This is a genomic window from Scleromatobacter humisilvae (assembly GCF_023231945.1).
GTDB classification, from domain to species: domain Bacteria; phylum Pseudomonadota; class Gammaproteobacteria; order Burkholderiales; family Burkholderiaceae_C; genus Scleromatobacter; species Scleromatobacter humisilvae.
In genome coordinates this window covers 690566-705907 of the sequence record NZ_JAJLJH010000002.1, presented here as the reverse complement: position 1 = coordinate 705907, position 15342 = coordinate 690566, and the positions used below count along the sequence as shown (strand labels likewise).

Annotated in this window: 11 protein-coding genes and 1 tRNA gene; 6 read left to right on the top strand and 6 right to left on the bottom strand. The window is 69.8% G+C overall.

Annotated elements, in window-relative coordinates; all coding sequences use genetic code 11:
* Positions 1–35 precede the first annotated feature (35 nt).
* Positions 36–1373, bottom strand: coding sequence for an argininosuccinate synthase (gene argG / locus LPC04_RS12455; RefSeq protein ID WP_275682544.1), 1338 nt, complete (start codon positions 1371–1373; stop codon positions 36–38).
* Between the two features lie 153 nt (positions 1374–1526).
* On the opposite strand from argG, the gene LPC04_RS12450 reads away from it, so the two are divergent.
* Positions 1527–2705 carry a YbfB/YjiJ family MFS transporter gene (locus LPC04_RS12450; RefSeq protein ID WP_275682543.1) on the top strand — a complete coding sequence of 393 codons (1179 nt, stop codon included), beginning with the start codon at positions 1527–1529 and terminating at the stop codon, positions 2703–2705.
* Positions 2706–2755: 50 nt separating this feature from the next.
* Here the strand turns inward: LPC04_RS12450 and LPC04_RS12445 are convergent, their stop codons facing one another.
* The 3 genes from LPC04_RS12445 to ompR form a co-directional block, all read right to left on the bottom strand.
* The gene (locus LPC04_RS12445) at positions 2756–3841 is read right to left on the bottom strand and encodes a beta/gamma crystallin family protein (protein WP_275682542.1); all 1086 of its coding nucleotides are present in this window, start codon (positions 3839–3841) and stop codon (positions 2756–2758) included.
* Between the two features lie 104 nt (positions 3842–3945).
* Positions 3946–5280 carry a sensor histidine kinase gene (locus LPC04_RS12440; protein WP_275682541.1) on the bottom strand — a complete coding sequence of 445 codons (1335 nt, stop codon included), beginning with the start codon at positions 5278–5280 and terminating at the stop codon, positions 3946–3948.
* Between the two features lie 15 nt (positions 5281–5295).
* Entirely contained in the window at positions 5296–6030 is a 735-nt protein-coding gene (ompR, locus tag LPC04_RS12435; protein WP_275682540.1) for an osmolarity response regulator transcription factor OmpR, read from the bottom strand.
* A 166-nt stretch (positions 6031–6196) separates the two neighbouring features.
* On the opposite strand from ompR, the gene LPC04_RS12430 reads away from it, so the two are divergent.
* The 5 genes from LPC04_RS12430 to LPC04_RS12410 all read left to right on the top strand — a co-directional run bounded on the left by LPC04_RS12430 (position 6197) and on the right by LPC04_RS12410 (position 11822).
* Positions 6197–6925 (top strand): SIMPL domain-containing protein, encoded by a 729-nt coding sequence (locus LPC04_RS12430; RefSeq protein WP_275682539.1) that lies wholly within the window; start codon positions 6197–6199, stop codon positions 6923–6925.
* A gap of 66 nt (positions 6926–6991) precedes the next feature.
* A complete protein-coding gene (locus LPC04_RS12425) occupies positions 6992–7879 on the top strand; it encodes an alpha/beta fold hydrolase (protein WP_275682538.1) in 888 nt (295 codons plus the stop codon).
* Entirely contained in the window at positions 7876–10179 is a 2304-nt protein-coding gene (locus tag LPC04_RS12420; protein ID WP_275682537.1) for a RelA/SpoT family protein, read from the top strand. Before LPC04_RS12425 ends, LPC04_RS12420 begins: the two co-directional genes overlap by 4 nt.
* A gap of 193 nt (positions 10180–10372) precedes the next feature.
* Positions 10373–11716: an SAM-dependent methyltransferase gene (locus LPC04_RS12415; RefSeq protein ID WP_275682536.1), complete on the top strand. Its 1344-nt coding sequence runs from the start codon at positions 10373–10375 to the stop codon at positions 11714–11716.
* Positions 11717–11745: 29 nt separating this feature from the next.
* A tRNA-Val gene (locus tag LPC04_RS12410) sits at positions 11746–11822 on the top strand.
* Positions 11823–12009: 187 nt separating this feature from the next.
* Here LPC04_RS12410 and LPC04_RS12405 read toward each other — a convergent pair.
* Together LPC04_RS12405 and LPC04_RS12400 are read right to left on the bottom strand one after the other, a co-directional pair.
* Positions 12010–13569 carry a c-type cytochrome gene (locus tag LPC04_RS12405; protein ID WP_275682535.1) on the bottom strand — a complete coding sequence of 520 codons (1560 nt, stop codon included), beginning with the start codon at positions 13567–13569 and terminating at the stop codon, positions 12010–12012.
* Positions 13570–13581: 12 nt separating this feature from the next.
* On the bottom strand, positions 13582–15342 hold the full coding sequence (locus LPC04_RS12400) for a GMC family oxidoreductase (RefSeq protein WP_275682534.1): 1761 nt from the start codon (positions 15340–15342) through the stop codon (positions 13582–13584).

Below are 15342 nucleotides of genomic sequence, written 5' to 3'. Positions count from 1 at the left end.
CGAGCGGATGAGCCCGCCGGCCAGGGCCTGGCCGATCAGCCTTCGGACTTGTCGTCCAGGCGCAGCATCGCGGTCCCGGTGCCCGAGCCCAGCAAGCCGCTCTTCGCGTAGGTCATCAGCTTGTCGCGCGTGTCCTGGATGTCCAGGTTGCGCATCGTCAGCTGGCCGATGCGGTCGGCCGGCGTGAAGCTCAGCTCGCCCTTTTCCATCGTCAGGCGCTCGGGCTTGTACGTGAGGTTGGGCGACTGGGTGTTCAGGATCGAGTAGTCGTTGCCGCGGCGCAGCTCCAGCGTCACCTCGCCGGTGATCGCGCTGGCCACCCAGCGTTGCGCGGTCTCGCGCAGCATCAGCGCCTGCGAGTCGAACCAGCGGCCTTGATACAGCAGCCGGCCCAGGTGGCGGCCGTTGTCGCGGTACTGCTCGATGGTGTCCTCGTTGTGGATGCCGGTGACCAGGCGCTCGTAGGCGATGAACAGCAGCGCCAGGCCCGGGGCCTCGTAGATGCCGCGGCTCTTGGCCTCGATGATGCGGTTCTCGATCTGGTCGCTCATCCCCAGGCCGTGGCGGCCGCCGATGCGGTTGGCTTCCATCATCAGCGCGACCGGATCGCTGAAGACCTGGCCGTTCAGCGCGACGGGCATGCCCTGCTCGAAGCGCACCGAGACCTCCTCGGCCTTGACGGCCACGTCGTCGCGCCAGAACGCGACGCCCATGATCGGCTGCACGATCTTCATGCCGGAGTTCAGGTGCTCGAGATCCTTGGCCTCGTGCGTCGCGCCCAGCATGTTGGAGTCGGTAGAGTACGCCTTCTCCGTCGACATCTTGTAGCCGAAGCCCGCCTTGTTCAGGAACTCCGACATCTCGGCGCGGCCGCCCAGTTCGTCGATGAACAGCTGGTCCAGCCACGGCTTGTAGATCTTCAGCGAGGGGTTGGCGAGCAGGCCGTAGCGGTAGAAGCGCTCGATGTCGTTGCCCTTGAACGTGCTGCCGTCGCCCCAGATGTGGACGTCGTCCTCCTTCATCGCCGCCACCAGCATCGTGCCGGTGACCGCGCGGCCCAGCGGCGTCGTGTTGAAGTAGGTGACGCCCGCGGTGGTGATGTGGAACGCGCCGCTCTGCAGCGCCGCGATGCCCTCGGCCACCAGTTGCGCGCGGCAGTCGATCAGGCGCGCCTTCTCGGCGCCGTACTGCATCGCCTTGCGCGGGATCTCGTCGTAGTCCGGCTCGTCGGGCTGGCCCAGGTTCGCGGTGTACGCGTAGGGGATCGCGCCCTTCAGGCGCATCCAGTGCAGCGCGGCGCTGGTGTCGAGGCCGCCGGAGAAGGCGATGCCGACCTTTTGCTGGGCGGGCAGGTGCTGGAGGATGGTGGTCATGTCGAGGCCGGGAAGGGGCGTGAGCTGCGGGAAATCCCTCTATTCTCGACTGAAATCGGGCAGTTTCCCAGACGGCCGGTTGTCTAGACGAGAGCGCAGGGCCTTGGCGATTCGCGACCGACGCGCATTCGCCGTCGCGGGGATACTCGCCGCGTGACCGCTCCGACGCCGACGCCTCCCCGCACGCCGCTGCTGCTCGCCTTCGCGCTCGCGCTGGCCGCGGCCGTCTCGCTGGGGCTGGCGCGCTTCTCGTATGCGCTGCTGCTGCCGCCCATGCGCGCCGAGCTGCACTGGAGCTATTTCACCGCCGGCGCAATGAACACGGCCAACGCCGCCGGCTACCTGCTGGGCGCGCTGCTGGCGCCGCGCTGGTTCGCGCGTTTCGACGCGCTGCGCGTGCTGGCGGCCGGGGGACTCGCCACCGCCGCGATCCTCGCCGCGCACGCCTTCGCCGGAGGCGATGCGCCGCTGGTTGCCTTGCGAACGCTGGCCGGCGTCGCCAGCGCGGCGAGCTTCGTCGGCGGCGGACTGCTGGCGACGCGCCTGTCGGCGCGCGCGCCGCACCCGGGCGTGGTCATCGGGATCTACTACGGCGGCGCCGGGCTGGGCATCCTCGCGTCGACCGCGATCGTCCCGCCGCTGCCTTGGCGCGAGGCGTGGATCGCCCTCGGGGCGCTGTCGCTCGCGTGCACGCTGGCCACCTGGGGAGTGACGCGCGCGTCGCGCGATCTCGTGCAGACCGCGCCGGACGCCGTCGTCGCGAAACGGCTCGGCGTTCCCTGGATGCCGATGGCCATGCTGCTGGCCGGCTACCTGCTGTTCGGCGTCGGCTACATCGGCTACATGACCTTCATCGTGACCCTCCTGCGCGAGCAAGGCATCGCGCCGGCGTGGGTCGCCGCGTTCTACGGGCTGCTCGGCGCAGGGGCGGTGGCGTCGTCGTGGATCTGGGCCGGCGTGCTGCAGCGCTTTCGGGGCGGCCAGTCGCTCGCGCTGCTGAATGCGATCCTCGCGCTGGCGACGCTGCTGCCGGTGATCAGCGCGCAGGCCGTCGTCGTTGCGCTGTCTTGCCTGCTGTTCGGCTGCACCTTCCTGTCGGTGGTCGCGTCGACGACTGCATTCGTGCGCCACAACCTGCCGCCGGCGACGTGGGCGGCGGGCATCGGCGCGTTCACGATCGTGTTCGCGCTGGGGCAGATCCTCGGCCCCAGCCTGATCGGACGCCTCGCCGACGGCCCCGGCGGCCTGCAGCGCGGGTTCGTCTGCTCGGCGATCGTGCTCGCGCTGGGGGCGCTGTGCGCGTCGCGGCAGCGGCCGTTGAAGGCCGGCTGAGACGAAAGACGGCGACCGAAGCCGCCGTCGTCTTCAGGCCGATGGCCCGATCACATGCGCGGCTCGCCGAAGCGATTCACCGTGATCGTCGCGCCCGCGGGCGCCGTGGTCTGCACGTGGTGCTCGACGCCCTGGAACGTGTAGACCGTGTCCCAGTACTGCGGCGGGCCCGAGGCGGGCACGTCGCGGCAGCGTTGCACGTCCTCGACGCGGGTGCCGCTGTTGGCGTTGCCGATTGCGCCGCCCACCACGGCCCCGCCGATGGCGCCGGCCGCGACCGCGCCGTTGCCGCGCGCGACCTGGTGGCCGAGGATGCCGCCGAGGATGCCGCCGACCACCGCGCCGCCGACCTGGTTGCGGTTGTCGCGCACCTCGGTCTGTTCGACCCAGCAGTGCTGCGTCGGCGTGCCGTAGACCGCGTGCGTCGCGACCACCTGGGCCTGGAACAGCTGCTCCTGCGGACGCGGACGCGCGTCGTACGCCGGCGGCGGCACCGGCGCCCAGCCGCTGTCGGCCACCGGCGCGCCGGGCTGCACCATGCGCACCGACGAGATGCTGTCATTCATGCCCATCGCGGACAGGCTCGGGTAGTTGCCCGGACGCAGGTAGACGCAATGGCCCGAGTAGCCCGCGTTGTCGCAGACCTCCCAGCGTTCGCCCACGACGACCACCGACGAGGCGCGATCGTTGAAGCCGGTGCTGCGGAAGTCGCCGATGTCGTTGGTGGTGCTGAACGAGCGGCCGCGGAAGCCGTCGCGCTCGTAGAACGTGACCTGGCCCGGCAGCGGCGGCGGGCCCCAGCGGTTGTCGGCCACGTCATGGCCGGCCTCGCGGGCCGACGAGACGCGGTTGTCGAGGCCCATCGCGCTCAGCGACGGATAGCTGCCGGGGCGCAGCACGAAGCAGTGCCCACGGAAGCCGGCGTCGTCGCAGACCTCCCACGGCCGGCCGCTGACCACGACCGACGAGGCCCGGTCGTTGAAGCCGATCTGGTGGAAGTCTCCGATGGGGTCGTGCACGGTGAACGCGCGCCCGCCGTAGTTGTCGTACTCGTAGAAGGTGACGTCCGCCATGGCCAGGCCAGAGCAGGCGAGGGCGGCCGCGCCCAACGTTGTCTTCAGGATCATCGTGTTCATCGGTCCACTCCGTTGTCGTTCGAGCTACTCGACAGGCAAACGGGAGGCCCGGCCAGCACCGGCAAGCCATGCGCATGGATGACCAGCGCCTGCAGCGGAACGGCTCAGGTCGCCTCGACGCGGCGCAGCCGCACGTGCGCGACCAGGCCGCCTTCGGCGCCATTGGTCATCTCGATCGAGCCGCCCATGCGCTGGATCGACTTCTTCACCACCGCGAGTCCGAGCCCCGCGCCCGTGGCCGACGTGCGCGCGGTGTCGCCGCGGAAGAACGGCGTCGTCAGCTGCGTGAGCTTCTCGGCTGGCACGCCGGGGCCGCGGTCGCGCACGGTGACGATGATCCACGGGCCGGCCTGCAGCTGGCCGACCTGCACCTCGGCAGGCGTGGTCTCCGACGCGCGGCCGTAGCGGCGCGCGTTCTCGAACAGGTTGGCGAACACGCGGCCCAGCTCGATCGGGTCGCCCAGCACGCGCGACACCGGCGACAGCTGGATCGCGATGCGGATCTGGCTCGCGTCGCGGAAGGCCATCGCCTCGCGCTCGACGACGGCCGCCAGAGGCACCGGCTCCAGCCGCGTGACGCCCGGGCGCGCGTAGTCCATGAACTTGTCGATGATGGCGTCGAGCTGGTCGATGTCGTCGGCGATGTGGCTGCGCGCCTCCTCGTCCGGAATGCTGATCTCGGCCTCGAGGCGGATGCGCGCCAGTGGCGTGCGCAGGTCGTGCGAGATGCCCGCCAGCATCACGGTGCGGTCCTGCTCCACCTTCGCGAGCTCGCGCGCCATCCGATTGAAGCCGACGTTGACGGCGCGCACCTCGGTCGTGCTCGTTCGTTCGTCGAGCCGCGTGTCGTATTCGCCGTCGCGGATGCGCGCCGCGGCGGTCGACAGCTCCTTCAGCGGCCGGTTGATCAGGCCCGCGATCATCGCCGAGCCGATGATGGTGGCCAGGATCGCGATGCCCACCCAGACGAACCACGTGCTCGAGGTGAGCGGCGTGACCCGAGCGGACTCGGCCTGCAGCCAGTAGCGGTCGTCATCGATCGTGAAGCCGACCCACAGCGCGTCCTGCCCGTTGACCGAGCGCGCCACCACCGTGCCTTCGCCCAGGCGCACGCGCAGTTCGGCCGCGATGCGGCGCGTGAACGCGTCGACTTCGTAGGGCTCCCAGCGGTCGCTCGGTTCGCGCGGCAGCACGCGCACGGCCTCCTGGTCGGTCATCGACTTCATCAGCGCGATGCGCGTGATGCCGTCGACGTTCTTCATCGCGCCGCGCGAGAGGTTCACGAGGCTGGCGATCTGCTGCGCGGCCACGACCGCGCGCGGCTCGAACTCGAGCTGGCGCAACGTCTGCACCCACGCCACGACGCCGCCGGTCAGCAGCAGCGACAGCAGGAAGAACGTGCGCCAGAACAGACTCAGCGACAGGAGCTTGCGATCCATCCCCGGGTCGCAGCGTTAAGTCGTTTCGCTGGGCACGAACACGTAGCCCACGCCCCACACGGTCTGGATGTAGCGCGGGTTGGACGGGTCGGGCTCGATCATCTTGCGCAGGCGCGAGATCTGCACGTCGAGGCTGCGGTCGAACGGCTCGAAGTCGCGGCCGCGCGCGAGCTGGGCGAGCTTGTCGCGCGACAGCGGCTGGCGCGGATGGCGAACCAGCGCCTTGAGCATCGAGAACTCGCCGGTGGTCAGCGCGATCGGCTCGCCTTCCTTGGTCAGGCGGCGCAGCGACAGGTCGAACTCGAAGTCGCCGAACTGCACGACCTGCGCATCCTTGGCTGGCGCGCCGGGCGCCTCCTGCGGCGGGCGGCGGCGCAGCACCGCGTGCACGCGCGCCAGCAGCTCGCGCGGGTTGAAGGGCTTGGGCAGGTAGTCGTCGGCACCGACCTCGAGGCCGACGATGCGGTCGACGTCCTCCACCTTGGCGGTGAGCATGATGATGGGCGTGCGGTCGCCGGCGGCGCGCAGGCGGCGGCAGATCGACAGGCCGTCCTCGCCCGGCAGCATCAGGTCGAGGACGATCAGGTCGATGTTCTCGCGCGTCATCAGCCGGTTGAGGGCCTTGCCGTCCTCGGCCAGGAGGACATCGAAGCCTTCCTGGCTCAGGTAGCGGCGCAGCAGGTCGCGGATGCGGGCGTCGTCATCGAGGACGACGATACGGTCTTGGCGGGTGCCTGGAACTGCCGACATGATGGCTCCAAATATGTAACAGGCTCGATTCTGCGGGGTGAAAACCGCGAAATCACGTTTTCCGGCCCGACCTTTTGCTTCTGTTACAAATTCGTGGCCGGCCCGATAGTCCTGTTCTCGTCACCCTTTTTCGGACTTCGCTTCGTTCAATGGGCATCATCCACCCATGACCAATTCCATGAACAAGAAAGTGCTGGCCCTCGTCCTCGCGGCATCGCTGCCGATGCTCGCCGCTGCCCAGGCGCCCATCGTGCAGACCGTGCAGAAGGATCCCGAAGGCGTCGTCTCGCTCAGCAGCAGCGCCACCGTGCAGGTGCCCAACGACTGGATCACCGTCCAGTTCAGCACGAGCAAGGAAGGCGTCGACGCCAACGCCGTCCAGGCCGCGCTGAAGGACGCGCTGGCCACCGCGCTCGCGCAGTCGCGCCAGGTCGCCAAGCCCGACGGCCATGTCGAGGTGCAGGGCGGGGGCTTCTCGCTGCAGCCGCGCTTCAACAACAAGGGCGTCGTCAACGGCTGGTCGGGCACGACCTCGCTGACCGTGCAGGGCCGCGACATGGGCACGATCGCCGAGCTCGCGGGCCGCATCCAGTCGATGACGGTGGGCAACCTCGACTACAGCGTCTCGCGCGAGGCACGCGAGAAGGTCGAGGGCGACGTCGCCGCGCAGGCGATCGCGCGCTTCCGCGCCAAGGCCGCGGACTACGCCAAGGCCTTCGGCTTCGCGACCTTCGTCGTGCGCGAGGCCAACGTCGGCATCGACAACGGCCAGCCGACGCCGCGGCCGTTCCGCGCCAAGATCGCGATGGCGGCGAACGTCGGCGACGCGCTGCCAGTCGAGGCGGGCAGCGGCACGGTGACGGCCAACGTCAACGGCAGTGTCCAACTGAAGTAGCCGCTCGGCGCGCGGTTTTCATGAGCATGCGCGCTGCGCGATGCTCGTGCTTGCTACGATCCAGGCATGACCGCCGCCACGACCGCCGAACCGCGCCTCCACCACGTCCAATGCCTCGCGCCCGAAGGGCTGCACCGCATGGCGTACTGGGAATGGGGCGACGCCGCGAATCCGAAGGTGCTGGTGTGCGTGCACGGCCTGTCGCGCCAGGGCCGCGACTTCGACACCTTCGCGCGGGCCATGTGCGGCGAGTACCGCGTCGTCTGCCCGGACGTCGTCGGCCGCGGCCAGTCGGACTGGCTGAAGAACCCGGCGTCGTACGCGATTCCCGTCTACGTGGCGGACATGGTCACGCTGCTCGCGCGGCTGGACGCGGCCGAGGTGCACTGGGTCGGCACGTCGATGGGCGGGCTGATCGGCCTCGGCCTGGCGGCGCTGGCCGAATCGCCGATCCGCAAGCTTGTTCTCAATGACGTCGGCCCGGCGATCGAGTACGCCGCGCTGGCGCGCATCGGCACCTACCTCGGCGCGCCGGCGCACTGGAAGACCGTCGACGAGGCGGCCGACGCGCTGCTGGCCATCTCGCGCGGCTTCGGCCCGCACTCGCGCGAGGCGTGGCTCGCGCTGACGCGTCCGCAGCTCAAAGCCGAGGGCGACGGCTTCAAGCCGCACTACGACCCGGCCATCGCCGTGCCCTTCCGCGCGGTCACGCCCGAGCTGGCCGCGGCCGGCGAGGGCATGCTGTGGCACGCGTGGGACTCGCTGAACTGCCCGACGCTGGTGCTGCGTGGCGCCGAGTCCGACCTGCTGTCGCGCGCGACTGCCGATGCGATGGCACAGCGCGGCCCGCGGGCGCGCATTCACGAGGTCGACGGCGTGGGCCACGCGCCGACGCTGGTGCACGCCGACCAGATCGCTGTCGTGCGCGACTTCCTGCTTGGCCGCTCGCCATGAAGACGCAGGCGTCGAACGCCGCCGTCGTCGACGCGCCGGCCATCCTGCGCGTGGCCGATGCCGACATGGCGCTGGCCGCGACCGAGCCGCACGCCGGCAGCGAGCACGAGGGTGGCGACGCCGACGCGCTCGGCGCCGACGCGCTGGTGCGCGCGCGCGCGTTCGCGCAGCCGCTGCTGGTCGGACGCCTGCTCGACACCGGCGAGGAGGCCTGGACGCATGCCGCGGGCGTCGCGCAGATCCTGGCCGACCTCGGCGCGACGCCCGCGATGCAGGCCGCGGCGTGGCTCGTCTACGCGGGCGACGGCCTGCAGCGGCCGATCGAGGTGGTGACGAAGGCGTTCGGGCCGTCGTACGCGAGCCTGGTCGATCTCACGCGCAAGCTGGTCAAGATCCAGCGCGCCGCACGCGAGGCGCAGATCGGCAAGGAACAGCGCGCGCTGCAGACCGAGCGCGTGCGCAAGATGCTGCTGGCGTTCTCGCGCGACCTGCGCGTCGTGCTGCTGCGTCTCGCGTCGCGCCTGCAGACGCTGCGCTGGCACGCAGCCAGCCGCACGCCGTGTCCGCCGGAGCTGGCGCGCGAGTCGCAGCAGGTCTTCGCGCCGCTGGCCAACCGGCTGGGCATCTGGCAGATCAAGTGGGAGCTCGAGGATCTCTCGTTCCGCTTCCTCGAGCCCGCCGAGTACAAGCGCATCGCGAAGCTGCTGGACGAGCGCCGCGTCGAGCGCGAGGCCGGCATCGACGTGTTCCGCGCGCAGCTGGAGCAGATGCTGGCCGCCGCCGGCATCCGCGCCGACATCCAGGGCCGGCCCAAGCACATCTACAGCATCTGGAAGAAGATGCGCGGCAAGGAGCTGGACTTCGAGCACGTGTTCGACATCCGCGCGGTGCGCGTGATCGTCGACGACGTCGCCGCCTGCTACGCGGTGCTGGGCCGCGTCAACGAGCGCTATCGCGCGGTCGACGGCGAGTTCGACGACTACATCGCCCGGCCCAAGGGCAACGGCTACCAGTCGCTGCACACGGTGGTCAAGGACGACGCGGGCCGCGCCTTCGAGGTGCAGATCCGCACGCGCGAGATGCACGAGCACGCCGAGCACGGCGTGGCCGCGCACTGGGCCTACAAGGAGGCCGGCAGCAAGGGCTACGGCGGCACCAGTTCCGCGGGCGCGGCCGGCGACCAGGTCGCGGCCGCGCGCAAGGCAGTGCTGCGCCAGCTGCTCGCGTGGGAGCGCGACTTCGTCGCCGAACCCGAACTCGGCGCCGAGGCGCCGGCCGAAGCGGCCGCCTTCGAAGACCGCATCTACGTCTTCACGCCGCAGGCCAGCGTCATCGAGCTGCCCGCGGGCGGCACGCCGGTGGACTTCGCGTATTCGCTGCACACGGACGTCGGCCACCGCTGCCGCGGCGCGCGCGTCGACGGCCAGATGGTGCCGCTGCAGACGCCGCTGCAGAACGGCCAGACGGTGGAGATCATCACCGTGCGCGAGGGCGGCCCGTCGATGGACTGGCTCAACCCCGAGCTGCACTTCCTGCAGAGCCACCGCGCGCGCGCCAAGGTGCGCGCCTGGTTCAACGCGCTGCAGCACGCGCAGACGGTGGCCAAGGGCCGCGAGCTGGTCGAGAAGCTGCTGCAGCGCGAAGGGCGCACCGCCACCAGCCTCGAGGAGCTCGCGGGCAAGCTCGGCTTCGACGATGCCCAGGCGCTGTTCGAGGTGGTCGGCAAGGACGAGTACTCGCTGCGCAACATCGAGAACCTGCTGCGCCCGGCCGAGCCGCCGCCGCCCGACGAGGTCATCCAGCTCAAGCGCCCGCGCACCGGCGGCGCGGCGGGCGGCGTGCTGGTGGTGGGCATCGACTCGCTGCTGACGACGCTGGCGAGCTGCTGCCGGCCCGCGCCGCCCGACGCCATCGGCGGCTACGTGACGCGCGGCAAGGGCGTCGCGGTGCACCGCACCGATTGCACCAATTTCCGCCACATGGCGTCGACGACGCCCGAGCGCGTCATCCCGGTCGAATGGGGCCTGCCGGCCAGCGAAGGGCGGCCCGATCGCAGCGTCTACGCGGTCGACGTCGTCGTCGAGGCCCAGGATCGCCAGGGCCTGCTGCGCGACATCTCCGATGTGCTCGCCAAGCAGAAGGTCAACGTCATCGGCGTCAGCTCGCAGTCGACCAAGGGCATCGGCGACCGGCGCGCGTTCATGACGTTCACGGTCGAGATCGACAGCGCGGAGCGGCTCGGCCAGGTGCTGGGGCTCGTCGCGAAGGTGCCCGGCGTCGACTCGGCCCGGCGCCGCTGAGCCCGGGCACTGCCGAAAGGCCGGGGATTTTCCATGAGGAAAGCCTCATGTCTGACTGGATTTTTTCTGTCACGCTAGGATGGTTTTCAACGGCCCCGCAAGGCCACGACCGTCGCCCACGACTTGTCGACCGTTCAGGCGCCTGTCCGACTCCATTGCAGTTCCGCGTTCACATCAGTCGACCGGAGGATCCATGGCTCGCTCAACGTCCTCGACGCTTTCCACGTCCAGCGTCGACCCCGGCCTCACCGAGGCCGCGACCCGCATCATCCAGAAGCTGCTAGGCCACTTCGACGGCTCGGTCGCGCTCCGGCTGTGGAACGACGCCACGCATTCGTTCGGCAAGTGCGCAGACCGCGTCGCGCCGAGCTTCACGCTGGTGCTGCGCGACCCGTCGGTGCTGCGCGACCTCGTGCTCAAGCGCGGTCCGATCCCGCTGGCCGACGCGTACTTCCACGGGCGCCTCGACGTCGAAGGCGATATCTACGCGGCGCTCGGGCTGAAGCACCACTTCCAGAACCTGACGCTCACCGGCCGCGAGCGTGTCGGCCTGCTGATGGACGCGCTGCGCCTCGCGTTCAAGCCGGCCCGCAAGATCGCGCCGGCGGGCTATGTGCCCACGACCCGCCAGTTCACGCACGACCATTCGCTGGAGAGCGACCGCGCCGCGATCTCGCACCACTACGACGTCTCCAACGACTTCTACAAGCTGTTTCTCGACGAGCGCATGGTGTACTCGTGCGCGTACTTCCACTCGCCCGACGACACGCTGGAGACCGCGCAGGCGCAGAAGCTCGACCACATCTGCCGCAAGCTGCGCCTGCAGCCCGGCGAGCGCTTCCTCGACATCGGCTGCGGCTGGGGCGCGATGGTGATCTGGGCCGCGAAGCACTACGGCGTGCACGCGCACGGCATCACGCTGAGCAAGGAGCAACTGGCCGAGGCGACCGCGCGCATCGCGGCCGAGGGCCTGCAGGATCGCGTCAAGGTGGAGCTGCGCGACTACCGCGCGCTCGAAGGCGAGGGCGTGTACGACAAGGTGTCCAGCGTGGGCATGTTCGAGCACGTGGGCCTGGCCAACCTCGCGCAGTACAACGCCACGGTGCACCGCGTGCTCAAGCCCAACGGACTGTTCCTGAACCACGGCATCACGCACGAGGAGGACGGCTGGCAGAAGACGGTGGACACCGAGTTCATCAACCGCTACGTGTTCCCGGACGGCGAGCTCGATCGGGTCAGCAACGTCCAGTCCGGCATGGAGGCCGCGCGTTTCGAGATCCAGGACGTCGAGAACCTGCGCATCCACTACGCCCGCACGCTGCGCCACTGGGTGAGCCGCCTCGAATCGCATCACGACGAGGCCACGACGCACGTGAGCGAGGCGACCTACCGCGTGTGGCGGCTCTACATGGCGGCCAGCGCGCTGGAGTTCGAATCCGGCGGCACGGCCATCTATCAGATCCTCGCGTCGCGCCGTCCCGACGCGCGTCCGTACAGCCAGCCTGTGCCACTGACGCGACAGGACTTGTATGTCTAAAAAGATTCATGCCATAATAGCGGTCTTGCAGGCGCGTAGCTCAGCTGGTTAGAGCACCACCTTGACATGGTGGGGGTCGTTGGTTCGAGTCCAATCGCGCCTACCAAATCCATGTCGCATTTGCCTGATGGCAGATGTAGGCAAGGCCCCACGGGAAACCACGCAAGAGGGTGTACCGGTACAAGAGGCCAGGTAAGAATTTGGCGGCTGCCTGCGAAGAGGCCGCTTCATTCAAAAGTCAGCCCCGAACGACGGAAGTTGTTCGGGGCTTTTTCTTTGGCCGCGGCCGAGGCTCATGTACCCGAGGCCGCCTGCCCCGCGCTCGCCGCCGCGCTGGCCGCCGGCGCGGCGCGTCCTGCCTGCGCGGTGCCGTTGTCGCGGCTGTCGGTGTCGGGCAGCCCCAGCGTGTTCGGGCCCGGCCTGGTCAGCGGCGTCGCCGCCGCGTGGCCGTTGGCGTGGGCATCGAAGGCGAGCCTGCCGCGAAGCTTCGCGACCTGGTCGGCACTCACCGCCGGCCCCGCGTTGCCCCACTCGTTGCGGATGTAGGTCGCGACGGCCGCCACCTGCTTGTCGTCGAGTTTCCAGGCGAACGCGGGCATCGTGAACGGCGTCGGCGCTGCGCGCGTGGGCGACGCCTGCGCGCCCGCGAGGATGATGTGCAGCGCGGTCGTCGGGTCGGCCTGCTGCACGTTGGCCGAGCGCGCGAGCGGCGGGAACGCGAGCGTCTGGCCCTGGGCGTGCATCAGGTGGCAGGCGGAGCACTCGTCGACGAAGATCGCCTCGCCCGTCTTCATCTGCGCGGTGTCGGGCGGCGTCATCGAGATCGACGGCGACGCCACGCGGTCGGCGAGGTAGGCCGCGATGGCCTGCAGGTCGTCGTCGGCCAGCATCGAGGTGGAGTCCTGCACCACCAGGCCCATCTCGCCGGACGCCGACGCGTGCGGGTTGCGCCCGGTCTTGAGGAAGGCGACGGTCTCGTCGCGCGTCCAGCCGCCGAGGCCCGTGCGGCCGTTGGGCGTCAGGTCGGGCGCGAACCAGGTGCCGAACGCGCCGCCCTGGAAGTCGTGGCCCTTCTGCGGCCCGCCGAGGATGGTCTTGGGCGTGTGGCACGCGGCGCAGTGGCCCGGGCCCTCGACGAGGTAGGCGCCGCGGTTCCAGCGCTCGTCGTGCGCGGGGTCGGGCGCGAAGGTGGTACTGTCCAGGTAGAGCAGGTTCCACACCGAGACCAGCGCGCGGATGTTGAACGGGAACGGCAACTGGTTGCGCTCGAGCTTGTTGGCCACCGGCGGCAGCGACTGCAGGTACGCGAACAGCGCGTCCGTGTCGGCGCGCGGCATCTTCGCGAAATAGTTGTACGGGAACGCCGGGTACAGGTGGTCGCCGTTAGCCGAGAGTCCTTCCGTCATCGCGCGATGGAACTGGTCGGCGCTCCAGCCCTTGAGGCCGCTCGCGTCGGGCGTGAGGTTGGCCGACAGCACCGTGCCGAACGGCGTCTCCAGCGGACGCCCGCCCGCGTACGGCGCGCCGCCGGTCGTCGTGTGGCAGCCCTGGCAGTCGCCAGCCGCGGCGAGGTAGCGTCCGCGCTCGAGGGACGACGCGGTCGCGGCGGGGCGCTGGATGTCCGCGCTCGATGCCGCGGACGCCGGCGCCGAGGCCGCCGCCGGCGCGGACGCGACGAGCCAGGCCGGCACCGCCGTCGACGCCGCCGGCTTCGCGGCATGCGCATCGAGCGAGGCATCCGCGTGGTGCGGCTTCCTCGCGGTCGGCGAAACGGGCACCGACTGCCCGAACACGGCGACGGTAGTGATGGCCGCGGCGGCGACGGCCAGCGCGATCACGGGATGGGTTCGCATGGGCAGTCCTCCTCAGGCCAGCGCGCCCGGCGCCTTGAGGTAGCGCTGGGTGATCGCGGCGGCCGAGTGGTACGCGAGCGCGGCGACGGTGCCGGTCGGGTTGTAGCCCGGGTTCTGCGGGAACGCGCTGGCGCCCATCACGAACAGGTTGGACACGTCCCATGACTGCAGGTAGCGGTTGACCGCGCTGGTCGTGGGATCGCTGCCCATGATCGCGCCGCCGGTGTTGTGCGTGGTCTGGTACGGCACGACGTCCCAGCTGCCCTTGCGCTTGTTGACCTTGATCTCGCGCGCCTTCATGGCCTTGGCGATGTCGGTCGCGCGGTCGGTGAGGTAGTCCGACATGCGGTGCTCGTTGTCGGTGTAGTCGAAGGTCATGCGCAGCAGCGGGCGGCCGTAGACGTCGCGGTAGGTCGGGTCGAGGTCGAGGTAGTTGCCGCGATGGCTCATCACCGCGCCGTGCGTGGCGATGCTCATCGACTTCAGGTAGTTGGCCGCGACGGCCTTCTTGAACGCGCCGCCCCAGGCGGGCGTGCCATCGGGCACCGGATGCGTCTCGATCGGGCGCGCACCCGTCTGCACCACGCCGACGAAGCCGCCGCCGATGAAGCCCAGGCCCGTGTGGTCGAAGTTGTCGCCGTTCCACTCGTCCACGAGCATGCCGTGCGCGCCGGCGCCGATGAACGGGTTGAGGATCTTGTCGTCGAAGAACAGGTTCACCGACGACGTGATCTGGTACGCGTAGTTCCTGCCGATGACGCCCTGGCCGGTCTGCGGATCGTAGGGCGCGCCGATGCCCGAGAGCAGCATCAGGCGCACGTTGTTGAGGATGTACGAGCACAGCACGATCAGGTCGGCCGGCTGCTCGTATTCCTCGCCCTGCGCGTCGACGTAGGTGACGCTGACCGCGCGCTTGCCGCTGGAGTCGAGGTTGATCTTCGTGACCTCGCACTCGGTGCGCAGCTTGAAGTTGTGCTTCTTCATCAGCACCGGCAGGATCGTCGTCTGCGCGCTGGCCTTCGAGTAGTTGCCGCAGGCGAACTTCTCGCAGAAGCCGCAGTACGTGCAGGCCTCCAGCCGCACGCCCAGCGGGTTGGTGTAGGCCTGCGACATGTTGGCCGACGGCTGCGGGAACGGATGGAAGCCGAGCCCGGCCGCGGCCTCGGCGAACAGCGTGGGCGGATAGCTCATCGCCATCGGCGGGTTCGGATACTCGTTCGCGCGCGGGCCCTCGAACGGATTGCCGCCCGGCTGGATCTGGCCCTTCAGGTTGCCGGCCTTGCCGCTGATGCCGCACAGGCGCTCGAAGCGGTCGTAGTGCGGCTCGAGGTCGTCGTAGGTGATGCTCCAGTCCTGGATCGTCATCGTGTCGGGCAGGGCGTCGGCGCCGTAGCGCTGCAGGTTGTGGCTGCGCGCGAGGAAGTCCGACGGCAGGAAGCGCCAGGTCTGGCCGTTCCAGTGCACGCCCGCGCCGCCGACGTTGGTGCCGGGCAGGTACGAGCCGAGCTTGCGCATCGGCAACGCGACCTGGCTCGCGTCGTTGCGGATCGTCTGGGTGTCGTGCGCGGTCGTCTGGAACAGGTCGTGGCGCCAGAAGTAGCGCAGCTCGTCCTGCGCGAAGGTCGTCGCGAACTCGCGCGAGGTGTCGGCCCAGGCGCCGCGTTCGAGCGCCAGCACGTTGAGGCCGGCGTCGGTGAGCTCCTGCGCCATGATCGCGCCGGTCCAGCCGAAGCCGATCATCAACGCGTCGACCGAGGGAAGTTTCTTCGCCAT